Origin of the sequence: Pseudonocardia sulfidoxydans NBRC 16205, from assembly GCF_007989085.1 — a bacterium.
Taxonomy (GTDB): Bacteria; Actinomycetota; Actinomycetes; order Mycobacteriales; family Pseudonocardiaceae; genus Pseudonocardia; species Pseudonocardia sulfidoxydans.
The window spans coordinates 1-25,084 of record NZ_BJVJ01000022.1 but is presented as its reverse complement, the minus strand read 5'-3'; the positions used below and the strand labels follow the sequence as shown (position 1 = coordinate 25,084).

At 73.9% G+C, this 25,084-nt stretch carries 22 protein-coding genes and 1 tRNA gene; 18 read left to right on the top strand and 5 right to left on the bottom strand.

Features of this window, described 5'->3' with window-relative positions; translation table 11 throughout:
- The first annotated feature begins 61 nt into the window (after window positions 1-61).
- Both PSU4_RS13070 and PSU4_RS13065 read left to right on the top strand, forming a co-directional pair.
- The gene (locus tag PSU4_RS13070; RefSeq protein WP_147107172.1) at window positions 62-427 is read left to right on the top strand and encodes a hypothetical protein; all 366 of its coding nucleotides are present in this window, start codon (window positions 62-64) and stop codon (window positions 425-427) included.
- A gap of 142 nt (window positions 428-569) precedes the next feature.
- Window positions 570-2,189, top strand: a complete 1,620-nt coding sequence (locus tag PSU4_RS13065; RefSeq protein ID WP_147107169.1) for an ABC transporter substrate-binding protein — start codon at window positions 570-572, stop codon at window positions 2,187-2,189.
- A gap of 20 nt (window positions 2,190-2,209) precedes the next feature.
- Here the strand turns inward: PSU4_RS13065 and PSU4_RS13060 are convergent, their stop codons facing one another.
- On the bottom strand, window positions 2,210-2,875 hold the full coding sequence (locus PSU4_RS13060) for a nitroreductase family protein (protein WP_147107167.1): 666 nt from the start codon (window positions 2,873-2,875) through the stop codon (window positions 2,210-2,212).
- Window positions 2,876-2,984: 109 nt separating this feature from the next.
- Between PSU4_RS13060 and PSU4_RS13055 the strand changes: the two genes are divergently transcribed.
- The 10 genes from PSU4_RS13055 to PSU4_RS13010 all read left to right on the top strand — a co-directional run bounded on the left by PSU4_RS13055 (window position 2,985) and on the right by PSU4_RS13010 (window position 14,246).
- The gene (locus tag PSU4_RS13055) at window positions 2,985-4,040 is read left to right on the top strand and encodes an LLM class flavin-dependent oxidoreductase (RefSeq protein ID WP_147107164.1); all 1,056 of its coding nucleotides are present in this window, start codon (window positions 2,985-2,987) and stop codon (window positions 4,038-4,040) included.
- 15 nt (window positions 4,041-4,055) lie between these two features.
- Complete coding sequence (locus tag PSU4_RS32315) at window positions 4,056-6,833, top strand: MFS transporter (protein ID WP_246115090.1); 2,778 nt, start codon at window positions 4,056-4,058, stop codon at window positions 6,831-6,833.
- A 350-nt stretch (window positions 6,834-7,183) separates the two neighbouring features.
- Window positions 7,184-7,339: a hypothetical protein gene (locus PSU4_RS31245; RefSeq protein WP_186816913.1), complete on the top strand. Its 156-nt coding sequence runs from the start codon at window positions 7,184-7,186 to the stop codon at window positions 7,337-7,339.
- Complete coding sequence (locus PSU4_RS13040; RefSeq protein ID WP_147107158.1) at window positions 7,339-8,274, top strand: TIGR03564 family F420-dependent LLM class oxidoreductase; 936 nt, start codon at window positions 7,339-7,341, stop codon at window positions 8,272-8,274. The genes PSU4_RS31245 and PSU4_RS13040 overlap by 1 nt, the downstream gene beginning before the upstream one ends.
- Window positions 8,275-8,289: 15 nt before the next feature.
- Entirely contained in the window at window positions 8,290-9,387 is a 1,098-nt protein-coding gene (locus PSU4_RS13035; protein ID WP_147107155.1) for an LLM class flavin-dependent oxidoreductase, read from the top strand.
- Window positions 9,384-10,754, top strand: coding sequence for an NtaA/DmoA family FMN-dependent monooxygenase (locus tag PSU4_RS13030; RefSeq protein WP_147107153.1), 1,371 nt, complete (start codon window positions 9,384-9,386; stop codon window positions 10,752-10,754). Before PSU4_RS13035 ends, PSU4_RS13030 begins: the two co-directional genes overlap by 4 nt.
- Window positions 10,755-11,013: 259 nt before the next feature.
- The gene (locus tag PSU4_RS13025) at window positions 11,014-11,367 is read left to right on the top strand and encodes a nuclear transport factor 2 family protein (protein WP_147107150.1); all 354 of its coding nucleotides are present in this window, start codon (window positions 11,014-11,016) and stop codon (window positions 11,365-11,367) included.
- A 313-nt stretch (window positions 11,368-11,680) separates the two neighbouring features.
- A complete protein-coding gene (locus PSU4_RS13020) occupies window positions 11,681-12,880 on the top strand; it encodes a cytochrome P450 (RefSeq protein WP_147107146.1) in 1,200 nt (399 codons plus the stop codon).
- 108 nt (window positions 12,881-12,988) lie between these two features.
- Window positions 12,989-13,189, top strand: a complete 201-nt coding sequence (locus PSU4_RS13015) for a ferredoxin (protein WP_147107143.1) — start codon at window positions 12,989-12,991, stop codon at window positions 13,187-13,189.
- A gap of 169 nt (window positions 13,190-13,358) precedes the next feature.
- Window positions 13,359-14,246, top strand: a complete 888-nt coding sequence (locus PSU4_RS13010) for a universal stress protein (protein WP_186816908.1) — start codon at window positions 13,359-13,361, stop codon at window positions 14,244-14,246.
- Between the two features lie 294 nt (window positions 14,247-14,540).
- Here PSU4_RS13010 and PSU4_RS13005 read toward each other — a convergent pair whose 3' ends face one another.
- Complete coding sequence (locus PSU4_RS13005) at window positions 14,541-14,762, bottom strand: hypothetical protein (protein ID WP_147107137.1); 222 nt, start codon at window positions 14,760-14,762, stop codon at window positions 14,541-14,543.
- A gap of 239 nt (window positions 14,763-15,001) precedes the next feature.
- Between PSU4_RS13005 and PSU4_RS13000 the strand changes: the two genes are divergently transcribed.
- From PSU4_RS13000 to PSU4_RS12980, 4 genes are all read left to right on the top strand, one after another.
- Window positions 15,002-15,415 (top strand): CBS domain-containing protein, encoded by a 414-nt coding sequence (locus tag PSU4_RS13000; protein WP_147107134.1) that lies wholly within the window; start codon window positions 15,002-15,004, stop codon window positions 15,413-15,415.
- A gap of 630 nt (window positions 15,416-16,045) precedes the next feature.
- Window positions 16,046-16,660, top strand: a complete 615-nt coding sequence (locus PSU4_RS12990; protein WP_147107131.1) for a CBS domain-containing protein — start codon at window positions 16,046-16,048, stop codon at window positions 16,658-16,660.
- Between the two features lie 235 nt (window positions 16,661-16,895).
- Window positions 16,896-17,804 (top strand): universal stress protein, encoded by a 909-nt coding sequence (locus PSU4_RS12985; protein ID WP_147107128.1) that lies wholly within the window; start codon window positions 16,896-16,898, stop codon window positions 17,802-17,804.
- 241 nt (window positions 17,805-18,045) lie between these two features.
- Window positions 18,046-18,636 carry an Rv1733c family protein gene (locus PSU4_RS12980; RefSeq protein WP_147107125.1) on the top strand — a complete coding sequence of 197 codons (591 nt, stop codon included), beginning with the start codon at window positions 18,046-18,048 and terminating at the stop codon, window positions 18,634-18,636.
- A gap of 64 nt (window positions 18,637-18,700) precedes the next feature.
- On the opposite strand, the gene PSU4_RS12975 is transcribed toward PSU4_RS12980, so the two are convergent.
- The 3 genes from PSU4_RS12975 to PSU4_RS12965 form a co-directional block, all read right to left on the bottom strand.
- Complete coding sequence (locus PSU4_RS12975) at window positions 18,701-19,555, bottom strand: universal stress protein (protein ID WP_147107123.1); 855 nt, start codon at window positions 19,553-19,555, stop codon at window positions 18,701-18,703.
- A gap of 508 nt (window positions 19,556-20,063) precedes the next feature.
- Window positions 20,064-20,137, bottom strand: a tRNA-Arg gene (locus PSU4_RS12970).
- A complete protein-coding gene (locus PSU4_RS12965) occupies window positions 20,128-21,873 on the bottom strand; it encodes an N-6 DNA methylase family protein (protein WP_147107120.1) in 1,746 nt (581 codons plus the stop codon). The genes PSU4_RS12970 and PSU4_RS12965 overlap by 10 nt, the downstream gene beginning before the upstream one ends.
- 66 nt (window positions 21,874-21,939) lie before the next feature.
- Between PSU4_RS12965 and PSU4_RS12960 the strand changes: the two genes are divergently transcribed.
- On the top strand, window positions 21,940-22,740 hold the full coding sequence (locus PSU4_RS12960; protein ID WP_147107117.1) for a PP2C family protein-serine/threonine phosphatase: 801 nt from the start codon (window positions 21,940-21,942) through the stop codon (window positions 22,738-22,740).
- A 34-nt stretch (window positions 22,741-22,774) separates the two neighbouring features.
- Window positions 22,775-24,958 carry a bifunctional copper resistance protein CopD/cytochrome c oxidase assembly protein gene (locus tag PSU4_RS12955; RefSeq protein ID WP_147107115.1) on the top strand — a complete coding sequence of 728 codons (2,184 nt, stop codon included), beginning with the start codon at window positions 22,775-22,777 and terminating at the stop codon, window positions 24,956-24,958.
- The last annotated feature ends 126 nt before the right edge of the window (window positions 24,959-25,084 follow it).

The window sequence follows — 25,084 nt, the reverse complement described above, 5'->3', positions numbered from 1 at the left end:
GCGTGGGTGCGGACGGTGTCGCGCAGCCGCCCTCACCGTTCACCCTTCCCGGAGTGCCGCCATGACCCGTGCCGTCCCGTCCCCGCCCTCCGCGTCCCCCTCGGGCGCATCTCCACGTGAGCGCCGCCGCGCCGACATCGCCGCCCGTCTCCTGGACGGGCTGGAGTCGCTGCTGACCCGCCACCGGGCGCTGCTGGTGGAGCCCGACATCAGCGCGCTGCACGCCGAGCTGATCGCCGCCGAGGTCGCGCACGAGCTGGAGCTGGCCCGCGCGGCACTTCAGCGCACGCCGTCGCTGACGGCGGTCCCCGCTGGACCTGGGGCGCGGCGTGCGTCGGCGCCCGCGGCGGCGTGCCCGGCCGTGTCCACCACGATCTCCGTCGACGTCGCCGCCCGCGCGCAGCGGGAACGCCGGAACACGCCGTGACCGACGGCGTCGGATTCCAGGGGGTACGGCGCCGCCACGTCGACCTCTGCCGGACGTCGGGGGCGGGTTGTCGGCCCTGACGCCGTCGCCCGCGCCGCCGCCCATCTCCCCGCCGTTGCTTCCCCCGAGGACTCCCACTCCCATGAGCAGATCCCGTTCCCGATCCCCCTTGCGCGCCGCGGTCGCCGTGCTGGCCGCGGCCGCGTTCACCCTCGTCGCCTGTGGTGGCGGGGGTGCCGCGACCGACGCGGCCGACGCCGGTGCGCCCGTCGCGGGAGGGACGTTGCGGTTCGCCGTGTCGAGCGACCAGGGTTGCGTCGATCCGCAGCAGGTCGGCAGCAACGACTCGATCTACTCGCTGCGCCAGATCGTCGACTCGCTCACCGACCAGGATCCGGGGACGGGTGAGCTGCGGCCGTGGCTGGCCACGGCGTGGGAGTCCGCGCCGGACGCGAAGAGCTACACCTTCACCCTGCGCGAGGGGGTGACGTTCTCCGACGGCACCCCGCTCGACGCCGCGGCGGTGAAGGCCAACTTCGACCGGGTGCCGCAGATCGGTGCGCGCGGAACCCTGCCGAGGGGCTACCTGGCCGGCTACAGCGGCACGACCGTGGAGAGCCCGACGCGGTTCACGGTGTCGTTCCAGCAGCCCAACGTGCAGTTCCTGCAGGGCACGTCCACACACAGCCTGGGCATCCTGTCCCCGGCGACGGTGGCGAAGTCCGACGACGAGCGGTGCGCCGCGGTCGTGGGGTCCGGGCCGTTCACGATCACGAGCTACACGAAGAATGCGTCGCTGGTCCTGGCCAAGCGGACCGGTTATGCGTGGGGGTCGGCACTGTTCGCGCACCCGGGGGAGGCCTACCTCGACTCGATCGAGTTCAGGATCGTGCCGGAGTCGGGGGTACGGACGGGCAGCCTGCAGTCGGATGAGGTCGACGCGATCGGCAGCATCGGGCAGCAGGACGAGGCACTGCTGACCGACGCGGGCGCGCAGCTGCTCGCGAGGCCCAATCCCGGGCTCGCGTTCGGCATCGGGTTCAACCAGTCGAAGCCGATCGTCGGCGATCCGGCGGTTCGGCGGGCCCTGAGCCTGGCGATCGACCGGCGCGACATCGTCGGCACCGTCTACACGTCGCAGACGAAGGCGGCGACGAGCGTGCTGTCGTCGACGACGCCGTCCTACGCCGACGACTCGGCGACGTTGGGCTTCGACCTGGAGAAGGCGAAAGCGACGTTGCAGGCCGCGGGCTGGGTACCGGGGCCCGACGGGATCCGCGCGAAGGGCGGGCAGCGGCTGACGGTGACGGTCACGTTCGCCGCCAACGCAGGCACCAACAAGCCCACGCTGGAGCTGATCCAGCAGCAGGTCAAGGCCGCGGGTATCGACCTGCAGATCCAGGAGGTGCAGATCGCGCAGGTGTCGGTCGTGCAGCAGAGCGGGGACTTCACCGCGTTCTGGGGCAACCTGACCCGGGCCGATCCCGACATCCTGCGCAGCTCGTTCTCGACGGCCGGTGCGAACTACTACCGCATTCCCGACAGCCCGTTGGAGCCGCTGCTGCGGGCCCAGGCCGGTGAGACCGACCCCGCGAAGCGGACCGCGATCGTCGACCAGGCGCAGAAGACGCTGGTGGCGCAGGGCTTCTACGTGCCGGTCGTGGAGCTGACGACGGTGCTCGGCACGAGCGCGAAGGTCCACGGCATCACGTTCGACGCCTCCTCACGCATCCAGCTGCACGACGCGTGGAAGTCGGCGTAGTGCGGCCCGCGCGCCCGCGCTCACGGGCGCGGGCGGGCGGCGCCCCACCGCCCCCAGTGGACGACCTCGGCGACCGGGCGGCGCCGCGGTGCCGACCAGCGTCCCCGCGCCGGGTAACCCAGCGGGACGATGCCCACGGTGAGGGCGTCGTCGGGCACGTCGAGCAGGTCGTCGACCTCACGTTCGTGCGTGAGGTGGAACGAGGTGAGGACGCCGCCGATGCCGTGGGCGCGGGCAGCGAGCAGCAGCTGCTGCACCGCGCCGTAGATGGAGGCCCCGGCCCGCGGGTCGGTCGACCCGGCGGCCCCGAGCAGCACCGGGACGACCCACACCGGCGCCTCTGCGATGTGGCGCGCGAGGTGTTCGGTGGCGCGGTAGGACGCCGGGCTCAGGCCGGTGTCGGCCTGGTCACGGGCCGGATCCGACAGCTCGGCGCGCCGCACCCCGTAGGCCGCCTCCCAGCCCTCGCGATACCAGGCGGCCACCCGGTCCTTGACCTCGGGATCGGTGACGACGATCCAGCCCCAGCTCTGCCGGTTGCCCCCGGACGGGCCGCGGGTGGCGGCGTCGAGAAGCTCCCAGAGCACCTCCTCCGGGATCGGCCGGTCGGACAGGTAGCGCCGCGCGGGGGTGCTGAACAGCCCCTCGATCAGGCCGATGCGGTCGGCTGCGGGCCGGTCGGTCACGGGGTGCCTCCAGGGGCAGGACGGGACGGGCGGGACGTCGCCACCGTAGGCACGCCGGGACCGGCGGCGGCCGTTCCTCCCACCACGTGGACATCGGAGGGAGTCCTGTATGGACAGACGACGTGAGATTCTGATCGGTGTCGAGCTCGCGGGCGACGGTGCGCACCCCGCCGCGTGGCGGGAGGCGGCCCATCCGCCCGTGGACCTGCTCACGCCGGGGCGGCTGGCCGACACCGCGACGGCTGCGGAGTCGGCCGGCTTCGGCTTCCTGACCTTCGACGACGCGACGGCGGGCGCCCCGGGCGACGGCGTCGCCGGCCGGTTCGACCCGGTCGAGGCGGCCGCGTTCGTCTCCGCCCGCACCCGCCGCATCGGCCTCGTCCCGGTCGTCGACACCGCGCACGCCGAGCCGTTCCACGTCTCCAACCAGCTCTCGAGCCTCGACCACGCGTCGCTCGGCCGGGCGGGCTGGCTCGTCGGCACCGACGCGACCGAGGCCCGCGCCGCCGCCTACGGCGTCCGCCACGACCCCGACACGACCGCGCTCGCCCAGGAGGCCGCCGACGTCGTCGACGCCGCCCGCCGGCTCTGGGACTCCTGGCAGGACGACGCCGTCGTCGCCGACGAGGCCACCGGTCGCTTCCTGGACTCCGACCGCGTGCACCACGTCGACTTCCGCGGCGCGACGTTCTCGGTCCGCGGCCCCGCGCTGGTCCCGCGTCCGCCGCAGGGACAGGTCGTCGTCCTCGCCCCCGCAGGTGCACTGCCGGCGGACCTCGTCGACGTCGAGGTCGTCACCGCCCCCACGGCCGACGGGATCGTCACCGCCGCAGCCGGGGTCCGGGCCCCGCGGGTGCTCGCCGAGATCGAGGTCGTCCTCGACACCGACCTGCCCGCGGTCGTCCGGCTCGCCGCGCTCGACGCCCACACCCCGTGGCGGGCCGGGCCGCGGCTACGGCACGTGGGGTCGTCGGCGGGGCTGGTCGCGCTGCTGCACCGGCTCGCACCGCACGTCGACGCCGTCCGGCTGGTGCCCGCCGTCCTCGACCGCGACGTGCCCGTCCTCGCCGCCGAGGTGCTGCCCGCATTCGGTTCCGTCGGCACCGGGCACACCCTGCGCGACCGGCTCGACCTGCCGCGTCCCGCGGGCCGTTACGCGTCCTGAACCCGGAGGTCCCTCTTGGCATCCGCCGATCCCGCCCGCCCGCACGCCCGGCTGCACCTGGCCGGATTCTTCGGCTTCGGACCCGCCTATGTGTGGTCCGAGGCCGAACGCGACGACGTCTACTACGACTTCGCCGCGTGGCGCCGGCTCGCGCAGACCGCCGAACGCGGCCTGTTCAGCACCCTGTTCCTCGGCGACAGCCAGCGGTTGCGCGAACACCTCGGCCGGGTCACCGACCACTCCGTGACCGGGCGGCCCGACCAGCTGGTGCTGTTCGCCCACCTGGCCGCGGTCACGTCGCGGATCGGGCTCGTCGCCACCCTGAACACCACGTTCACCGACCCGGTCGACCTGGCGCGCAGGCTCGCCACCGTCGACGTGCTCAGCGGCGGCCGGGCGGGCTGGAACGTCGTCACCACCGACAACGAGTGGACGGGCGAGAACTTCCGCCGGGGCGGCGAGGTCGGTCACGCCGACCGCTACCGCAACGCCGAGGAGCACCTGGCGACGGTCGAGCAGCTGTGGGCGGCGTGGCCCGAGGGTGCCGCGGCGTCCGACACCGGAGCGACGTCGTGGTCGGCGCCGGGGGCGATCTCGCAGGTCGTGCGGAGTGCGCGGCGCGCCCGGCCGTCGCTGCCACCGAGCCCGCAGGGCCAACCGGTGCTGTTCCAAGCCGGGGAGTCGCCGGAGGGCCGTGACTTCGCCGCCCGGCACGCCGAGGGCATCTTCTCCCGCTACCTGCAGTTCGACGCCGCGCTGGACTTCGCCGACGACCTGCGCCGCCGCCTGGCACGGGCCGGGCGCCCCACCGACGACCTGCGCATCTTCCCGGCGACCCGGATCATCCTGGGCGACACCGCGTCCGAGGCCCGCGACCGCGCGGTGTGGTTCCGCGACCGGACGTGGAGCGACCGGCGGATCCGCGCCACCGTCGAGGCGGTGTGGGGCCACGACCTGTCCGACCACGACGTCGACGGGCCGCTCCCCGCGACCGACCCCGTGTCGCCACCCAGACGATCACCCATGGTGTGGTCAACAGCAGCGACCGGCCGCTGCGCACCGCCGCGGCCTGGCGGACGCTGGCCGCCGAACGCGGCTTCACGATGCGGCAGCTCGTGCTGCACCTGGGCGACACGGTCGAGTTCGTCGGGACGCCCGCGTCGGTGGCCGACGAGCTGGCCCGCTACGTGCGCGCCGGCGCGATCGACGGGCTCAACCTGCAGCCCAACTCGGTCCCCGGCGGCTTCGACGACGTCGTCGACCGCCTGGTGCCCGCGCTGCAGGACCGTGGCGTCTACCGCACGGAGTACGAGGGCACGACATTGCGGGAGAACCTCGGGCTCCGCCCGCGGTCGCCCGCAGGCACCGCCGCGCGTCGGCATGACGGCCCACCCCCGCACCGTCCTCGCGATCTGCCTGGCCACGGGATTCACGACCCTGCTCGACCAGGCGATCCTCACCGTCGCCGTGCCCGCGCTGCGCGCCGACCTCGGCGCCGACCGCAGCGACGTCCAGTGGATCCTCGCCGTCTACTCGTTGGCGTTCGGGCTCGCGCTCGTGCCCGCCGGGCGTCTCGGCGACGCGCTGGGTCGCGGGCGGCTGCTCGTCGGCGGGTTGGCGGTGTTCAGCGCGGCGAGCCTCGTCGGCGCGTTCGCGACCGCGCCGTGGCTGCTCGTCCTGGCGCGGCTGGTGCAGGGCATCGGCGCCGGGACGGCGAACCCGCAGGTCATCGCCCTGATCCAGGACACCTTCGACGGCCCGGCCCGCTCCCGCGCACTGGGGGCCTACGCGGCCGTCGCGTCGCTGTCGGCGCTGCTCGCGCCGCTCGTCGGCGGGGTGCTGCTCGCCGTCGCGGGGCCGGGCGTGGGGTGGCGGCTCGTCGTTGCCGTCAACGTCCCCTTCGGGATCGTGACCTGCGTGGTCGCCGCGGTGTGGCTGCGCGACCGGCGGAGGACCGCGGGCCGCCCGCACCTCGACGCCGTCGGCATCGGGCTGCTCACGCTCGTCACGCTGTGCGTGCTGCTGCCGGTGGCCGGGGCCGCGCTGCCGGCGGTGTGGGTCGCCGTCGGGATCGCCGCGGTCGCTGCCCTGGCAGCGTGGGAGCGGCGGGTCGAGCGCCGCGGCGCCGTCCCGATCCTGCTCCCCGCACTCGTCCGGTCACGCGGATTCGTGCTCGGCACGGTCGTCGCGATGTGCTGGTTCGGGTCGACGCTGGGGACGAGCGTCGTCGTCACCCTCGCGCTGCAGGAGGGGCTGGGGCTGAGCCCGCTGGTCGCGGGGCTGTACACGGTTCCGTCGGCGCTCGCGATGGGGGTGGCGTCTGCATCGGGCTGGCGGGTCGTCGCCCGTTGGGGCCGGGCGTCGGTGACGTTCTCGCTCGTCGTGCTGCTGGTCGTGCTCGTGGCGACGGTGGCCGCCGTGCTGACATTGCCCACCGCAGCGCTGCCGCTCGTGCTCGCCGGGTCACAGTTCCTCGCAGGCGCGGCCGGCGGGCTGATCACCGCGCCCAACCAGGGCCTCACCCTGGCCCTCGCCCCGCCCGGTGCGCACGGTCTCGCTGCCGGGTTCTTCCAGGTGGCGCAGCGTGTCTCGGCGACGATCTGCCTCGCGGCGTGCACCGGCATCGTCGTCGCGGCCACCGCGGGCGGCGGGACGGGCAGCGGGGGCTACCGCGGTGGCGTCGCCCTCGCGCTCGGCCTGGCTGCCGCGCTCACCACGGCGGCGGTGGGCGCGTCGCTGCTCGACGGCCGCCGCCACCGCACGCCGGTCGGCACCGTCCCCGGACGGTCGTGATCCGTGGTGATCCCGGCCGACCGGTACGGACAGGTACGCGAACCGATCCCGCGATACGGTCAGCGGGGCCGGTCACCTTGCCCCGACGTCCACGATCGGGTGGGATCGAGGCATGTCGCGGACGCTGCTCGAGCCGTTCTGGCCGGGCCGTCGCGCGCACGCCTACGACCAGCACTGTTGCTGAGGCCGATCCCGCGCACCCGTGCGTCGTGGCACCGGCCCGCCAGTCGCCCGGTCCGCCGTGTCCCAGGAGCCTCCGTGCCCGATCTCCACCCGTCCGCTCCCGTCCCGGCGCCACCGCCGACCGGCGTCGACGACCGTTGCCGCACAGCCAGAGGAAGGACCCGAACGTGACCCCGTTGTCGGTACTGGACCCCGCACGCGACGCCGAACAGCTCGGCTGCCAGCGCGTCCGGTTCGCCGAACGCCACGTCGACCCCTGTGCCGTCGGTGCGGCCCCCGCGTTGCTCGCCGACGCGTGGACGGTGGGGGAGCGGGCCGCCTGATGGCCGGGAACGTCGGGATCACCCTCACCCCGCCGGTGTCGGCGTCGACCGACCCGGGCAACACCGTCGACGACGTCGTCGGGCGAGCCCGCGCGGCCGCCGCGACCGGGGTCGGCTCGGCGTGGATCGGGCAACGGCCCGACCTCGACGCCACCCTGCTCGCCGCGGTCGTCGGACGTGAGGTGCCGGAGTTGACCGTCGGCGTCTCGGTGGTGCCGATCTTCACCCGGCATCCGCTGGTGACGGCGTCGGCCGCGCTCACGGCCCAGGCCGCCACCCACGGCCGGTTCCGGCTCGGCCTCGGTCTCGGTGCGGCGTTCATGACCGAGCCGGTCTACGGCGTGCCCCACGTCCGCCCGGTCGACCGGCTGCGCGAGTACCTCACCGTGCTGCGTTCCGTGTTCGCCGGCGACGCGGTCGACCACCACGGCGCCGAGCTGACCGCCGCCGCGAGCGGGGTCGGGACGGCCGGTGCGCGCCCGGCGGTCCCGCTGTACGTCGCCGCCATGGCCCCGCGGACGCTGCAGGTCTCCGGCGAGCTCGCCGACGGCATCCTGCCCTACCTCGCCGCACCCGAGGTGCTCGCCGAACACGTCGTCCCGGCGCTGACCGCGGCCGCGGACGCGGCGGGCAGGCCGCGACCGCGCGTCGTGGCCTTCGTGCCGGCCGCCGTCGTCACCGATCCCGACGCCGCGCGCGACGCCGTCACCACATCGCTCACCCGCTACGGAGCCGTCCCGTCCTACCGACGCGTCCTCGACCTGGCCGGTGTGGACAGTGCGGTGGAGCTGGCGCTGCTCGGCGACGAACAGGCCGTCGCCGACGGCGTCCGCGGATACCTCGACGCCGGTGCGGACGAGGTCGTGCTCAGCGTCCTCGACGGCGCAGAACCCGATGCGGCGCAACGCACCTGGGCGCTGGCCGGTGAACTCTAGCAATCGGAGGTTCCCATGACCGCACACGTCCCCGGCGGTGGGCTCGTCGCCGCCGTCGAGCTCGACGGCGACGGTGCCCACCCGGCCGCGTGGCGGTGGTCCGGGCGAGCGCCGGCCGACGTCCTCGGCCCGGCCGCGCTGCGCTCGGTCGTGCGGACCGCGGAGGACGCCGGGTTCGCCCTCGCGACCTTCGCCGACGGACCACTGCCGCCCAGCAGCGGTCTCGACGCCGCGGGCCGGCTCGAGGCGGGCACCCGCGCCGCGTTCGTCGCGACCACGACCCGCAGCCTCGGCCTGGCCCCGACGCTGCACGTCGCCACGACCGAGCCGTTCCACCTCGCGACGCAGCTGGCGGCGCTCGACCACGCGACCAACGGCCGGGCCGGCTGGGTCGTCGGCACCGCGAACGACGCCGCGTCGGCCGCGACCGTCGGCGCCGTCCCGCTCGGCGACGACGCGTTGCACCGCGAGACCGCCGACGTCGTCGACGTCGCACGAGCGCTGTGGGACTCCTGGGAGGACGACAGCGTCGTCCGCGACGTCGCCACCGGCCGCTACCTCGACCCCGACAAGGTCCACCACGTGGACTTCACCGGGGCCCGGTTCACCGTGAAGGGGCCGCTGATCACGCCCCGCCCTCCCCAGGGGCAGATCGTCGTGATCGCCGACGCGGCGCTGGGCATCGCCGACCGCGCCGACGTCGTCCTCGTGCGGGGGACCGACCCCGACGACGTCGCCGCCGCCGCGACCCGGGCCAGGGACGCCGGTGCGCCCCGCGTGTTCGCCGAGGTCGACGTCGTCCTCGACGGCTCCGACCCGGCTGCTGCCGCCCGCCTCGCGGCGCTCGACGCCGACACCGTGTGGCCCCCGACCGGCCGGCTGCGCCACGTCGGGACCCCCGCCGGTCTCGTGACGGTGCTGAAGCGACTCGCGGGCAGCGTCGACGGGGTCCGGTTCCACCCGGCCGTCCTGGCCGTCGACCTCCCGCTCCTCGCGACCGAGGTGCTGCCGGGACTCCGCGACCTGCTGCGTCGCCCCGGACGCACACTGCGCGCGTCCCTCGGACTGCCCCGTCCAGCCAACCGCCACGTCGCCGCTGGGAGCCCCGCGTGACCGACCGACCCTCCACCGAGCCGCAGGTCCACCTCGGTGTCTTCCTCACCGGCGTCGGACCGCAGCTGATCTGGGCCCACCCCGACGCCGCGCCGCACATGGCGATCGAGACGTTCGTCGACGTCGTACAGCTCCTCGAACGCGGCCTGTTCGACGCGTTCTTCCTCGGCGAGGGCCTGCGCGTGCGGGAGAACCGCGGCCGCCCCTACGACCTCGACGTCGCCGGCCGCCCCGACGCCATCACCCAGCTCGCCGCCCTCGCCGGTGCGACGAGCCGGATCGGTCTCGTCGCCACCCAGAACACGACCTACAACGAGCCGGCCGACCTCGCCCGCCGCCTCGCCAGCCTCGACCTGCTGTCCGACGGCCGCGCCGGCTGGAACATCGTCACCACCGACAACGCGTGGACCGGCGAGAACTTCCGGCACGGCGGCTGGCTCGAGCACGCACGCCGCTACGAGCGGGCGGGCGAGTTCGTGGAGGCCGCGAAAGCGCTCTGGGCCGCGTGGGAACCCGACGCCGCGCAGGACGCCCGTGCCAAGAGCTGGAGCCGCCCCGGCGCCATCGCCGACGTCCGACGGGCCACCGACCTCGTCCACCTGACCGCGACCCCGACGGTGCCCGGCAGCCGCCAGGGCCGTCCGGTCCTGTTCCAGGCGGGTGACTCCGCAGGCGGCCGGGACCTCGCCGCGCGCCACGCCGACGTCGTCTTCACCGCCCACACCGAGTACGACGCCGCGCTCGCCTACGCCACCGACCTGCGGGAACGCCTCGCCCGCCACGGTCGGTCGCCGGACTCGCTGCGCATCCTGCCCGGCGCCGGTGTGGTACTCGGCGACACACCCGCCGACGCGGAGGACAAAGCGCGCTGGGTCCGCGAGGAACAGATCACCGGGCCGCGCGCACTCGCCTACTTCGAGCAGTACTGGGGGGCCGACCTGTCCGGGTACGACCCCGACGGGCCGCTGCCCGACATCGAACCCAGCGCCGACGAGCTCGACCCGTCCCGCGGCACGATCTCCATCGACCGGCGCAAGGGCAAGCTCGACCTGATCGCCCGCTGGCGCGAGCAGGCCGCGGCGCAGGGGCTGTCCATCCGGCAGCTCGCCCTGGAGGTGTCGCCCGGGCACCCGTCCTTCGTCGGCACGCCCGGCCAGGTCGCCGACGAGTGGGCGCGCTTCGTCCGCACCCGCGCCGTCGACGGGTTCAACCTGCTCCCGTACCTGATCCCGCAGTCGCTCACCGAGATCGTCGAGAAGCTGGTCCCCGCGCTGCAGGACCGCGGCGTCTACCGCACCGAGTACACCGGCGGCACCCTGCGCGACCACCTCGCCCTGCCGCCCGTCGACGACACCGGCCCGCGCTGACCTCAGGCGGCGGGCCTGCGCCACATCGAGACGTGGCGCTCGCTCTCGGAGGTGAACGGCGTGCCCCGCCAGTCGCCGCGCCGACCACGTCGTCGGCGGACATGCCGGCGTGGTCGTCGTCGCGCGTCGCCCCACGCGTCGCTGTCCCGCACCTCGCCGCCCGGCATTCCTGCGCGGCCGGCCGGCCGGCGCCGGCGATCGAGAGTCGCGCCCCGCACACGCATTGCATCCCGGACGTGCGGGCACCGAGGATCGGCCGATGACCGACTACCCCGACCTGCGTGCCGTCGTCGATCTGGAGCTGGCGCTGCAGGACCGTGCGGTCCGGGGCTCCCGGCGCCTCGCCGGTGAACTGCTCGACCCGCAGTTCCACGAGTTCGGCGCCTCGGGCCGAGTGTGGGACCGGGAGTCGATCCTCGACATGATGGCTGCCGACGACTCCCCGCCACCGCGTTGCGACGACATGGTCGCGACCCGCCTGGCCGACGACGTCGTCCTGCTCACCTACCGCACCGGCGCCCCGGGCCGCCCCGCGCTGCGCAGCTCGTTGTGGCGTCGCCGCGACGGCGGGCCGTGGCGGGTGTTCTTCCACCAGGGCACACCCGTCACGTAGCGAGGTCGTTACCGGCGCGGTCCACACCGGCGCCGCAGTTTGGCGTTCTTGGTCCCGGACCGACCCTCTACAGCCACCGCCGGCAAGGGGCCGTTGCCACGGATGGTCGGCCCACCGACGTGCTCGGCTGCGGCCATCGGACCGACCGGCGTCGCTAGCTAAGTGACGCCTAACTATGAACACAATATCCCTGAAATTCGGGCAGTGGGTCACGCGGATGGGAGCTTGACAGTATTTGTCGACGCCCTCAATCTAGGGTCATCGTTATTAGCTACTCGGCTGCTGCTGAGATGAGAACGAAGGGCACAACGACGTGACCGAAGCCCGCGTGACCAGCCGCGACATGCACACCGACTTCGACATCGAAGACGTGTCGCTGGCCGAGAACTTCGAAGAAGTCCTCGATGATCTCGTCGCCCACTGCCCGGTCGCCCACAGCACGGTCGGCAAGGGCTACCACGTGATCAACAAGCACGCCGACGTGCGTAAGGCCGGGCAGGACTGGCGCACCTTCTCGAGCGCGGACGGATGGCTGCTCAACCCACCCGACCAGTCGATCCCGATCCTGCCCGAAGACCTCGACCCGCCCTACCACGACACCTGGCGCCGGGTGCTCAACCCGTTCTTCGCGCCCGGCAACGTCGCAAAGGTCGAAGAGCTCGCCCACGACTGCGCTCGCCGGCTGCTCGACGGTTTCGCCGACAAGGGTGAATGCGAGTTCGTCGCCGACTTCGCCGCGCACCTGCCCGGTCTGGTGCTGTTCAACTCGATCGTCCCGGTGCCCGAAGCCGACCTGCCTCAGCTGTTCCAGGACATCGACACCTACTCGTTCGGGCCCCTCGACGACCGTGTTCCCGCGTTCGTCCGCGTCTACGGGTACCTCGACGCGTTCCTGAAGCGTCGCAGCGAAGAGGACCCACGCGGCGACGTCATCGACGCCATCGTCGCCGGTGTCGACAAGGACGGCGAGCCGTCCCCATGGGAGGACAAGGTCCACACCCTGCTCGACGTCGTCTTCGGCGGATTGGCGACCACCACCCACGCCATGTCCGGCGCGATCTACCACTTCGCCACCCACCCCGAGATCCGCCGTGATCTCATCGCCAATCCTGATCTCGTCGCGAACGCGGTCGAGGAGACCGTGCGGCTCTACCCGCCGGTGGTCGCGCCGGCCCGAACGGTGCGCAACGACGTCGAGATCGGCGGGGTGCAGCTCAAGGCGGGCGACCGCGTCGCGCTGAACTACGCTGCCGCCTCCCGCGATCCCGCGGCCTGTGCCGACCCGGCCGAGTTCGACATCCGGCGTACCGACATCGTGCAGTCCGCCTTCGGCGTGGGTGTCCACCGGTGCCTCGGTGCGCATCTCGCGCGCCTGGAGCTGCGGGTCACGATCGAGGAGTTCCTCGCCCGCATCCCCGATTTCGAGCTCAAGCCCGGGAGTGCTCCGACCTATGAGAGCGCGCAGCTGCGCACCATGAAGAACCTGCACCTCGTCTGGACCCCCTCCACCTGACGCGACGTCCACTGCCGCCACGCACTCCGCTGCCGCCACGCACTCCGCTGCCGCCACGCACTCCGCTGCCGCCACGCACTCCGCTGCCGCCACGCACAAGGAGGACCGGTGAAGGTCACCGTCGATGGATCGCTGTGCACCGGGCACGGCCGCTGCTACTCCCTCGCCCCCGACGTCTTCGAACCCGACGACGAGGGCTACAGCATGCAGCGCGACGTCCCGATTCCCGTGCCGCCCGGCCAGGAAGAGCTCACCAGCCGCGCGGTGCACGCCTGCCCCGAAGGGGCCATCACCGCCACGGAGAGCTGACACCGACGGGTCCTGCCCTGACCCGCGGTTCCGTATCGAAGAAAGAATGCGCGGGGACAGCGGAGGGGGACCTTCGCCCCCGGCCGAACCCACCGAGGTCCTCTGGAGGGGCGCGTCCGTCCGGTCGAGGCTGAGGCGTACCGAAGTACGCGTCGTCATGGAGGCCGAGATGTCCGACGAACACCGACCCCGCCCTGTCGTCGTCGGTGTCGACGAGTCCGCGTCGTCCCGCGTCGCCCTGCACTGGGCCGCGGATCTCGCAGCGGCCACCGGAACACCGCTCGTGCTCCTGCACGCTCAGCTCCACGGTTCCGCTCGACTGGCCCTCGCGCCACACCCGCCGTACATGCGTGAGCTGCTCGCCGACGCCGAACGGTGCGGCGTCGCACATGCAGCGGTGGAGGTCGTCCACGGCAACACGGTGGATCTGCTGCACAACAGGGCGCGCCATGCGCGCCTCCTCGTCGTCGGCAGCTACGGCGACGGGGCCTGGTCCGGCACCCTCGTGGGCCACATCGCCCTCGGGCTGGCCGGCAGGGTGGGATGCCCGGTCGCCGTCGTCCGGGGGGCGACGCCGGGGGTGCCCCCCGCACGCGGCGGTCCCGTGGTCGCAGCGGTGGAGGACCTGCGGACCGGACCGGGCGTCCTCGACACCGCGCTCCTGCTGGCCCGTGCGTGGGGGGCGCCGGTCCTCGTGGCGCACTGCGCCGCCGGTCGGGAGTCGTCGGGCACGGTCTCCGATGAGGACGGTGCAGCGGCCCGTCGCCTCGTCGACTGGGCCATGCGCTGGGTGAACGACCAGGATGGCGGCGTCGCTGTCACCGGTGAGGTGATCGAGGAGCATGGCGGGCCGGGTCTGGTGGGCCTCGCCGCATCCGCTCGTGCGATCGTGGTCGGCCACCACGAACAGCCGCCGTCGGCGCGGTCGACGATGCGTCAGCTGATCGAGTTCGCGCCCTGCCCGATCGTCGCCGTTCCGCCGCTCCTCGACCGGTATGTCTCGGCCGGCGCGGACCGGGCGCCCGCCGACGTCGCAACGGTCCCGGGCTCGCCGTGAGCGCGTCCCGCGCGGCGGAGGCAGCCGTCCTCGCGATCCGAACGGGCGCACCCGCCGACGATCACCGCTGCGTGCACTGACGTCCGGGCCGGCGACCCGGGGCGCTGATCGGGCCGGTGACCGGCCCGGGCCGTCTCGGGCACTGCCGGGACCGGCACCCGAGCGCGACCTCGCGCCGGTCGCGCGCCGCACCGACGAACACAACGGGGCACCGGCCGTGCCCCATGAGCGGGGCCGGGCTCCCCGTCCGTGGAACGGTGAGGCCCGGCCCGGGCAGCCTGCGGTGTGCGCGTGTCATCCCCCCGCGCGCAGGGTGTGACCGATGCGCACCCCGGCGAAGTCGAGGACCGCACCGTCGCGGCCCGCGGCCAGCGCGCCGATGTGGATGCCGGAGAAGTCGCGCACCTGGCCGTGCTCGTCCGCGACGCCGATGCGGATCCCACTGTCGTCGACGACGACAGCGACGGCTGCCCCGTCGGCACCGGCGGCCGAGATGACGGGAGCTGTTGTGGCCATGAGGGTCTCCTTCGGACTCGAGCCCGGGTGTGCGGGCGGTGCCCTCACGGTTCGCCGATCGGGCCGGCGGAGCCAGGGCCGGACGACGGGGTGGCGACGGGCCGTCGGACCCCGCGACGAGGCGTCGGACACCGGCCGTGGACCCGGGAGCGGGAGGTCGATGGGCTCTGCCCGGCGCGGCCGCGCCAGGACGACGATCGCGGAGACGATCGACGATCGCTCGACGACACGGAGGAACCATGCGTGGTGAGACCGAGCGGATCGGCCCGGCCGACCAGGTTCGACGCGTCATGCGTGCACCGGTCGCGACGGTCGCTGAGCATTGCAGCGCCCGCGAGATCGCCGAGGAGCTCGTCGCCGACGAGATCGGAGCAGTCCTGGTCACGGGCCCGCACGGCCCCATCGGCATCGTGTCCGAACGCGATGTCGTGACAGCCCTCGCGACCGGCGGCGACCTGGACCGTCTCCAGGCCGCCGATCTCATGACCACCGAGATCGTCTGGGCGGACCCCCAGGACGCGATCGGCGAGGTCGCACAGCGGATGCACGAGGCCCGTGTCCGTCACGTGCCGGTGCGCGCCGCGTCCGGGGCCGTGGCGGGGATCGTCTCCGTGCGTGACGTCCTGGAGCCGCTCGCCGGACAGCACGGTTGACGTGGCCACGATGCAGGCCTGGGTGGTCGACCGGCCGGGCCCCGTCGCGATCTCGACACCACTGGTCCGGACCTGGCGGCCCGAACCCGAGCCGGGCCGCCGCACCGCTGCTCTGCGCCGGGATCGTCGGATACCGCGCGCGGCTGCGTGCCGAGCTGCCGTCGGGAGGCCGGCTCGGACTCTCCGGGTTCGGGGGGTCCGCGCACGTGGTCGCGCAGGTGGCCCGTGCCCAGGGTGTCGTCGTCCACGTCCTCACGAGGTCCGAGCAGGCGCGCGGGCGTGCACTCGCGCTCGGGGTGGCGTCCGCGGGACCCGCCGACGGCGAGCCCCCCGAGCCTCTCGACCCGGCGATCCTGTTCGCGCCCGCGGGCGAGCTCGTCCCCACGGTCCACGCCGTTGATCCCGACGCGTGTGCGCCTCGGACGCAGCGCTCCTCTCGTGTGCGGGAACCCACCGTCGGCCGGGGGTCGTCCGGCGGACAGGGCCCAACGACCCCGAGCGGGTGAGGCGGCGTCGGGCGGGAGGTCCCGCCCGCCCGGGTCCTTCGTCGGCATCGGGGGCGGCCCGCGCCGTCCTAGCGTCGACCGGGGGTCAGGAACGCCGGGCCCGATATACGGAGGAGGAGGAGTCATGCGTGTCCGCGAGGTGATGTCGGCGCCGGCCGTCGTGGTCGGATGCGGCGCGACCGTGAAGGAGGCGTCCCGGCTGCTCGACGAACGCGGCTTCACCATGCTCCCGGTGGTGGACGACGGAGGACGGCTGGTCGGGGTCGTCGGCGAGACGGACGTCCTCAGCGATCGCCTCCCGCCGGACCCGCGCCTGCCCGTACCGGACCGGCGACCGCGCAGGGTGAGCAGGCTCGTCGGCGATGTCGTCCGCCGCGACGTCCTCACCGCCTCCGCGAGGGACGACGCCGGGGATTTGCTCATCGTGATGCGTGAGGGAGGTCTGCGTTCGATCCCGGTCGTCGACGACGGGGTCGTCACCGGGGTGGTCACCTGGCGCGACCTCATCCACGCCCTCGCCCGCCCCGATGCGGACATTCGCGCTGACGTACGACGCCGCCTGACGCTGCGTTTCGGGGACCGGTGGACGGTGCGGGTGGACGACGGGGAGGTCGTTCTGAGATCCGATCATCCCGCCGACGTACCGGATCGCAGCCTGGCGATCAGGATCGCGGAATCGGTGATCGGAACCACGCGATGCACGATCGCGGCCGGGGTTCCCCTCGCCATCGGCACGTGAACGACGGACCTGCGAGGGTCCCCGCCCCCGGCGCGAACGTCTGGCCGGGCGGGGCGAGAAGTTCGTCCGCGACAGCGCCGCCGCGACGCCGGTGACGATGTCCGTCGGCGCGCAGTCGGTCGTCGTCGACGACCATGGCCGCGGCCCGCTGCGCGACGCGTTGCTCGGCTCGGTCAGCCCGGCGCCGTTTCGGCTCAGCCCGTGCCCGGGTCGCCGTCGTTCGTGAGGAGGAGTCGTGAACAGTGCCGCCGATCAGGACGCCCGCGGTGGTGTCGTGTGGCGCCTGCCCGTCGTCGCCGGCGTCGACGGGTCGTACGCCGCGCTCGCCGCAGTGGAACGGGCCGCAGCCGAGGCCGCGGCGCACTCCACGAGCCTGCGGCTCGTCGCCGCGGTGGAGTGGACGACGTACCGGGCGATCGGGCTTCCCGCGCTGGGGGAGGGCCCTCTGCGCAGCGTGCTCCTCGACCAGGCGCGAGGCCACGTCGCTGCGGCCACCGCACGCGTCACAGCCCTGCAGCCAGGCCTGCCGGTCAGCGGCGACGTGATCGACGGCGCCGCCGCGGCAGCACTCGAACGCGAGTCCGCGGGCGCCTCGCTGCTGGTCGTCGGAGGCCGCGGCACCGGGGGGTTCGGCGAGCTGCTGCTCGGGTCGGTCGCGTTGGCGCTGGCCGCGCACGCGCACTGCCCGGTCGCGGTGGTCCGCGACCTGACACCGCCGGGTGCGCCGGTCGTGGTCGGTGTCGACGACTCCGCGGGCCGCGACGACATCCTGCGGCTCGGCTTCACCGAGGCGGCCGCCCATGGCTGCGAGCTCGTCGTCGTCCACGCCTGGAACACCGCGAAGCTCGACCCGGTCGCGCTGCCGCTGCTCGACTGGCCGCTCATCGAGTCGACGTCCGACGACCTGGTCGCGAAGTGGACGGCGCCCTGGGAGAAGGAGTTCCCCGAGGTCGCCGTCCGGCGCGTCTTCGTCCGCGACGGCGCCGCGGGCACGCTCACCACCCTGTCGGAGAACGCCTGGACAGTGGTCGTCGGCAGCCGACGACGCGGTGCCGTGCGGGACTTCCTGCTCGGCTCGGTCAGCCGTGCGCTGGTGCACCACGCGAAGTGCTCGGTTCTCGTCGTGCCACCGCCGGGGCCCTGATCCGAATCCGTGTGACGACCCGACGCACCGGACGAGGTGGACGAACCGCTCCACACCCCGGGCCCGCGGATGCGGGACCTCCGGCGCTCGCGACGGACCGCTCGGCCCTGGGACGCCGTGACGTCGGTGCGATGTGCTCGTCGCCGATCCACACAGCCGCCCCGCGCAGCAGCCCGTTCGTCGCCGCCGAGTCGGCACAGGAGGCCCGTTCGTCGCCGCCGAGTCGGCACAGGAGGAAGCCATGCGCACCGACGAGCAGCCCGGGCGCCCGACCGGCCGGCGCCGCGGGCCCCGTCGTCGCAGCGACCGGGTCGAGGCCGTGACCACGTGGTTGCTCTGCGGTCTCGCCGCCGCCGTGCTCGTCGTGACGGCGGCCGTCGGCGCGTGGGTCAACGGTGCGGCCACGGACACGATGCGCCGGCGGGCCGCCGAACTCGCACAGACGCCCGCGACGACGCTGTCCGACGTACCCGCGGCCCCGCGCGACGGTGGGCTCGCCTCCGTACACGGCGGCGTGCGATGGACGGATTCCCACGGCACGGTCCGTACCGGCTTCACGCAGGTGCCGGCGCTGACGCGAGCAGGGTCGGCCGTCACGATCTGGACGAACCGTGAAGGCGACGTCGTCGCCCCTCCACCGGGCCCCGAGTTCCCGCTGGTCATGACCGCGGTGAGTGCGCTGGGCACGCTCGCCGCCGGCGCGGCCCTGCTCGCGCTCGTCGTGTGGGTCGAACGACGGTCGCTCGACCGGCTGCGGGCGACCGAATGGGCCGCCGAGTGGCGCCGGGCCGAGCCTGGGTGGAGGGGCCGGGAGGGACCGCGCACGCACTGACGACGGGGCCGGAGCATGACGAAGGAAACGTCGACACCGCGGTGGGGAAGACTGCCGACGAGGATCAACCGCGCGCAGGCGGGTCCCCCGCGGCGGCGGTGGTGCCGACGAGCCGCGCCGGGCCGCCCGCCCCGGCGGTCGCCCGCGCCACGAGCACGGGGCACCTGCTGTTCCACGCGAGGGAGCGGGTGGTCGAGCCGAAGAGCGGCCGCTCGCCGCCGCGACCGCTCGGGCCGCCGACGACGAGCATCCTCGCGCCCTCCGACACCTGCGCCAGGACGTCCGCCGGTTCCCCCGCCACGGACCTGACGTCGACGTCGACCGACGGGTAGGGAACAGACCACAGCCGGATGCAGTCGTGCAGGTCGTCCGGCGTGGACGACGTGCCTCGGGCCAGGACGTAGGCGACGGTGAGGGGACCGTGATGCGCTGCGGCTGCGGCAAAGGCGGCGGCGAGGACGGTCGAGTTGTCGCAGCCCGGCTCGGCCCCGGCGACGACGACGGCGCCGCCGACGGTGTCGGGTGGGCGCACGACAGCCACCGGACACGACGCAGGACCGAGCTGGTCCAGCCCGATCGAGCCGAGCATCGAGTCGGCAAGGGTCGTCGAGGCGAGACCGGCCACGAGCAGGACGGCGTCCTCCGCGGCGTCGAGCAGGGCTGTCGCCGGCCCGTCGTCGACCTGCAGCGTCGACACCGCGAGCTGCGGGTCGCTCGCGGCGGCCGCGGCCCGGCCGAGGTCGAGGAGGTCGTGGCCACGACCCGGCGCCGGCTCCGCGAGCCGGGGGGTCGCGTGGACGATCGACAACGCGCAGCCGCGCGCCGACGCTTCCGCGGCCGCCCAGGCGACCGCGTGCAGTGCCGTTGCGGTGTCGTCGAGACCGACGACGACCCGGGCTCCGGTGTCGCTGGGGGTCATGTCGTCACCACGTCCTCTCACGCAGGTCGGTGCGGGCCGGGGCCATGTCAGTGGCCCGTCGTCTCCGCAGACGTTGCCCGGGTCCGCGGAGGCGCACCGGAGGCGAACGTCCTCCGACGACCGGTCCGGTGGGCCCGGTCCGGGGCGACACCTCCTGCAGCGCGCCGATGCGTCGAGCACGGCGGCCCGACCGGTCCGGCCGGTAGGGACTTCGGACCCGCCGACCCGCGACGGCCGGTGCGCGGCTCGTGGCGGTCGGCAGCCACGGACGAGGAAGCCTGCGTGGCATCGTCCTCGGCTCGGGCCGGCACGTCGCGCACAGTCAGCCCGCCCGCCGCGGCACAGCCGGTGTCCGACGGTGATCGTCGCCGAGCACCGGGGAAGGCGGCCGTGCTGCGGACTCCGGGGCCGCGTCCCGCTGAGGACGCTCGCCGCACGACCGGTAGCCCCGACGCCCGGCCATGATCGAGCGGGGAGGCCGACCCCGCCTGTCGGCCTCTGAGCTGCGTGCCCCCGGCAGGATTCGAACCTGCGACCCAGAGATTAGAAGGCTCTTGCTCTGTCCAGCTGAGCTACGAGGGCGTACGACCCGAACGTCCGGGTCGCCCGGCAAGGGTAGCGGGGTCGGTCGGACCCGGCGCCTCGACCGGGGTGCCTGTGGGAACGAGGCGTCCCGACACCAGTCCTTCGACGGCGCGGGCGCTCAGCGCGGCGGCGTCGTCGGCGGCCCGTAGCAGGTCGGAGCATGTCCCGGCAAGGAGACGCAGTGCCTCGCCGAGGGGGCGCTGCTCCGCGATCGGGAGGTCGGGCAGCATCGCGCGGCGCTGGTCGGAGCGGCTTCCGCCGGCGTCGGCGAGGACCCCGGCGAGGAGGTCGGCGTCGAGCCGCCCGGGGTCGGGCCGGTAGGCGGTGAGTCCGGTGGCGAGGGCGACGGGGGCGTCGACGACGAGGGCGGCTCCGTCGGCGACGACGACGTCGCCGGGTTCGGCGTGCACGCACCGCGCCTGGCCGGCGGGCCCGGAGGCCGGGCGGTGGCGACGGACGTCGTCGGCGGTGAGGGTGGCGTCCGGCGGCGCGGCGGTGGTGGCGTGGAGGTGCTGGACCGCTCCGGCCCGTTCCAGCTCCGCCAATGGGAGGGTCGCGACGTCGCGGGCGGCGGCACGCAGCTCCGGCGGCTGGAGCCGCAGCTCGCCGAGTGCGCGGGCGCGGGCGGGGTAACGGTCCGTGTCCAGCCGGGCGGGGTTGCGTGGCCCGAGGTCGACGGTGTCGTCGAGCAGGTCGTCGACGCGCACACGATGCCGGTCGCCGCCGGCGCCCGCGGAGAGCAGGAGTGTCGACGGCCGCGGGTCGCCGGGCGCGGGCCGGCGCAGCACCCAGAGGTCGGCGTCGGGTCCGGCGGCGACCACCTCGCGCAGCGCGCCGTGGCGCAGCAGGGAGGCGCGGACGTGGCGGCCCCCTCGTCGCGACGCCGCGGCCACCGGCATCCGGACGACGACGCGGCCGCCCGGCCGCACCGCCCTCAGGCAGCGTTGTACCCAGGCGAGCTCCGGTTCGCCGCGCGGGGGAGTGCCGTGGGGCCAGGGGCCACTGGCGTCGAGCCGTTCGCCGAACGGCGGGTCGCAGACGACGGCGTCGGCGGGCGGGGGGTCGGCGTCGAACGTGTCTGCGCCGGTCAGCGACGCGGCGCGCCGGCCGAGCCGCAGCCGGGCGGCGGCGACGAGCGCGCGGTCGGGGGCACGGTCGATCCCGGCGACGCGTGGTGCCGTGGACGCGACCAGCAGTCCGCCGGTGCCGCACGCCGGGTCGAGCAGCAGGTCGGCGGGGCCGGCGAGGTCGAGCATCCGCGCGGCGACGTCGGGTGGGGTGGGGCGCAGCCGTCGGGAGTCGGCGGCGACCCACCGGGCGTGGAGCAGTTCGAACGCCTCGGCGTGCCCGTACTCGCCGGCCACGTGCTCGGCGAGTTCCACGAACGTGGCATCCGCGCGTTCGGTGACGCCGGGTAGCAGCGGTTCGTCGTCGCCGTCGCGCAGCCACACCAGCAGGGCGCCCGCGCGGGCGACGACGTGTCCCAGTCCGAGTTCGCCGCCCTCTGCCCGCATTCGCTGCCACATCCGCTCGAGCGCGGGTGTTTCGCTGGCTTTCCCGTTGCGCCGCAACCACTTCTCGACGTCGGCGAGGTCGTAGCGGGGGCTGGCAGGGGTCCCGTCGACGGGGCGCGGGAAGTCGGGATGTCGTCGTCGCCAGTTGGAGACCGCTGCCCTGCTGACGCCACCCAGCCGGGCGATGTCTCCCGCGCTCACGGTGGCGGCGTCGTCCACGCGCGCAACGATAATTCGCCGCGTCGTGAGTTGTGAAGCGGTTACACAGCCTCCATACTTCGCGCCATGCCACTGGCGCTGCGGTTCGCGATCGGCTCCGATGTGGGCCGCAGAAGGTCCGGTAACCAGGACTCCGCGCTCGCGGGCAAACGGCTGCTCGTCGTGGCCGACGGCATGGGCGGGCACGCGCACGGGGAGCTCGCGAGCTCACTGACCGTGGCCGCCTTCGCCGCGATGGACGAGGCCCTGCCCGACGACCTCCGCGAGCTCGACCTCACCGGCGCGCTCGTCGAAGGGATCGAGGACGCCGCCAACCGGCTCGACGCCGGCGCCCGCCGCGACCCCGGCTCGCGCGGCATGGGGACGACGGTCGTGGCGCTGCTGTTCGACGACGCCCGGATCGGCATCCTGCACATCGGCGACTCCCGCATCTACCGGCTGCGCGACGGCCGGCTCACCCGCATCACCCACGACCACACCGTCGTGCAGGCGCTCGTCGACGAAGGCCGCATCACGCCCGAGGAGGCGGCGATGCACCCGCGGCGGTCGGTCCTGCTCCGCGCGCTGCAGGCGGGCAACGACCCCGACCCCGAGGTGTGGGACGACACCGCCGTCCTCGGCGACCGCTACCTGCTCTGTTCCGACGGAGCCACCGCGGTCCTCGACGACGAGTTGCTGCACCAGCTGCTCAGTGGAGGCGACCGCACACCCGCCGACGTCGTCGACGCCGTGATCGCGCTGGCCAACGAGGGTGGCGGCCCCGACAACATCACCTGCATCGTCGCCGACGCCGTCGAGGGCGACGACGACGCGGCCGTCGAGCCCGTCTTCGCCGGTGCCGCGGCGGGGGCCTCGGAAGCCGTCTGACGGCGCCTCCTCCCGGAGGCTTAGCCTGGGGGTCATGGCGCAGACGACCGCCGAGCCCCCCGAGACACGGAAGGCCGGGACGTCATCGTCCGGGGCGGCCGGTCTCATCGGGCTCGGGGCGGGCATCGCGATGCTCGTCGCCGCAGGACTGACAGTGCTCACGGGCGCCCGCCCCGCGATCCTCCTGGGTCTGCCCGACCCCGGGGAGCTGACGACGGTCGCGTTGCCGGCCGTGCGGTCGCTCTCCGAGGTCGCGATGGTGCTGACCATCGGTTTCGTGCTGTCCGCAGCGTTCTTCGTCCCACCGCAGAAGGGCGGATATCTCGACGTCTCCGGGTACCGCGCGGTGCGTGCCGCGTCCTGGACGGCGTCGGCGTGGTTCGTGTGCGCGGTGCTGCTGGTGCCGCTCAACGTCGCCGACACCATGGGCCGCCCGGTGTCCGACGTGCTGAGCCCCGGACTGCTCGTCAACCTCGTCCCGAAGATTTCCGCCGCGTCGGCCTGGTCGTTGACGTCGCTGATCGCGCTGGTCGTGCTCGTCGCGTGCCGGCTGGTGCTGAGCTGGGGCTGGACGGTCGTGGCGTTCGGCCTCGCGATGGCCGGCCCCTTGCCTGTGTCGCTGACCGGCCACTCGGCGGCCGGCGGATCGCACGACGTCGCCACCGACAGCCTCGTCCTGCACGTCCTCGGCGCCTCGCTGTGGGTGGGCGGCCTCGCGGCGGTGCTGGTCCTCGCGAGCAGCCGCGCCAACCGCGACAGGGCCACCGCCTTGTCGACGGCGGTGCCCCGCTTCTCGGCGCTGGCCCTCGTCTGCTGGGCGGTCCTGGCCGTCACGGGTGTGGTCAACGCGCTCGTGCGGGTGCCCCTGTCGGCACTGTTCACGTCCCAGTACGGGACGCTCGTCGTCGCGAAGGCCGTGGCGCTGATCCTGCTCGGCGTCCTGGGGGCGTGGCACCGCAGGCGAACCGTCGCCGACGCCGCGGCCGGGCGCACGAAGGCGCTCGTCGCGCTGGGTGGTGTCGAGATCCTGCTGATGCTGGGGACGATCGGACTCGCGGTCGCGTTGGGGCGCAGCGCCCCTCCCGACACCGGCGCCCCGCCGCCGAGCATCACCGAGGCCGTCATCGGGTACGACCTCGACGGCCCGCCCACCCTCATGCGCCTGCTCTTCGACTGGCGCTTCAGCCTCATCTACGGCTCGCTGGCGCTGCTGATGGCGGCCCTGTACATCGTCGGGGTGAGAAGGTTGCGACGCCGGGGCGACGCCTGGCCGGTGGGTCGCACACTGGCGTGGCTCTGCGGCTGCGCGGTCATGCTGCTGGCCACCAGCTCGGGCGTGGGCCGCTACGCGCCGTCGATGTTCAGCGTGCACATGGCCCAGCACATGATGCTGTCGATGCTCGCGCCGATCCTGCTGGTGCTGGGTGCGCCCGTCACGCTCGCGTTGCGCGCCCTTCCCCCGGCGGGCCGCGGCCGTCCCGACGGGGCCCGCGAGTGGATCCTCGCCGCGGTGCACTCGCCGGTCGCCCGCTGGCTGACGCACCCGCTCATCACGCTGCCGCTGTTCGTCGGCAGCTACTACGTCCTGTACTTCTCGAGCCTGTTCGAGACGTCGCTCAACCAGCACTGGGCGCACCTGGCGATGAACGCCCACTTCCTGCTGGTGGGCTGGTTGTTCTTCTGGCCGCTCATCGGGATCGACCCTTCGCCCCGCCGGCTACCACCCGTGGCCAGGCTGGGTGTCGTCTTCGCGTCGGTGCCGTTCCACGCCTTCTTCGGGGTGGCGCTGATGAGCTCGAACGAGATCATCGGCGGGACGTTCTACCGGGGCCTCGGCCTGCCGTGGGTACCCGACCTGATGCGTGACCAGCAGCTCGGAGGCGGCCTGACCTGGGCTTCCGGCGAGGTCCCGCTGCTACTGGTCATCATCGTGCTGCTCGTCCAGTGGTCCCGCCACGACGAACGGTCGGCGCGACGCGATGATCGTCGTGCGGATGCGGACGATGACGCGGACCTGAAGGCGTACAACGCGATGCTGAACCGCCTGGCGACGGGAACCGCTACGTCCGTCGCGAATGACGATGAATTGGCAAAGGTGGCCGCCGTCACTGTCAGCGACGAACGTCAGGCCTCTGCGACGTCCGGCGCCGGCTCCGCGCCGACGCAAGCCGACGTCCCCGCAGGTCAGGACGACTCGGGCGCATCGGGAACCCGCTGAGTCGTCGTGTCGGGCCGGCGACCGTTCGTCGCGGGCCCGACACGTTCTGGTAACCCGAAGAGGCTTGTTTTCGCAGGTCAGACCCGGTAATGGGGGGGGCGATTTGACGCCTCTCCGGAGGGGGGC

Bases quoted from the DNA above. Each gene is read 5' to 3' on its own strand.
- PSU4_RS13070 (WP_147107172.1), top strand. From the start codon at position 62: ATGACCCGTGCCGTCCCGTCCCCGCCCTCCGCGTCCCCCTCGGGCGCA.
- PSU4_RS13065 (WP_147107169.1), top strand. From the start codon at position 570: ATGAGCAGATCCCGTTCCCGATCCCCCTTGCGCGCCGCGGTCGCCGTG.
- PSU4_RS13055 (WP_147107164.1), top strand. From the start codon at position 2,985: ATGGACAGACGACGTGAGATTCTGATCGGTGTCGAGCTCGCGGGCGAC.
- PSU4_RS13040 (WP_147107158.1), top strand. From the start codon at position 7,339: ATGGCCGGGAACGTCGGGATCACCCTCACCCCGCCGGTGTCGGCGTCG.
- PSU4_RS13035 (WP_147107155.1), top strand. From the start codon at position 8,290: ATGACCGCACACGTCCCCGGCGGTGGGCTCGTCGCCGCCGTCGAGCTC.
- PSU4_RS13025 (WP_147107150.1), top strand. From the start codon at position 11,014: ATGACCGACTACCCCGACCTGCGTGCCGTCGTCGATCTGGAGCTGGCG.
- PSU4_RS13010 (WP_186816908.1), top strand. From the start codon at position 13,359: ATGTCCGACGAACACCGACCCCGCCCTGTCGTCGTCGGTGTCGACGAG.
- PSU4_RS13005 (WP_147107137.1), bottom strand. From the start codon at position 14,762: ATGGCCACAACAGCTCCCGTCATCTCGGCCGCCGGTGCCGACGGGGCA.
- PSU4_RS13000 (WP_147107134.1), top strand. From the start codon at position 15,002: ATGCGTGGTGAGACCGAGCGGATCGGCCCGGCCGACCAGGTTCGACGC.
- PSU4_RS12990 (WP_147107131.1), top strand. From the start codon at position 16,046: ATGCGTGTCCGCGAGGTGATGTCGGCGCCGGCCGTCGTGGTCGGATGC.
- PSU4_RS12980 (WP_147107125.1), top strand. From the start codon at position 18,046: ATGCGCACCGACGAGCAGCCCGGGCGCCCGACCGGCCGGCGCCGCGGG.
- PSU4_RS12975 (WP_147107123.1), bottom strand. From the start codon at position 19,555: ATGACCCCCAGCGACACCGGAGCCCGGGTCGTCGTCGGTCTCGACGAC.
- PSU4_RS12960 (WP_147107117.1), top strand. From the start codon at position 21,940: ATGCCACTGGCGCTGCGGTTCGCGATCGGCTCCGATGTGGGCCGCAGA.
- PSU4_RS12955 (WP_147107115.1), top strand. From the start codon at position 22,775: ATGGCGCAGACGACCGCCGAGCCCCCCGAGACACGGAAGGCCGGGACG.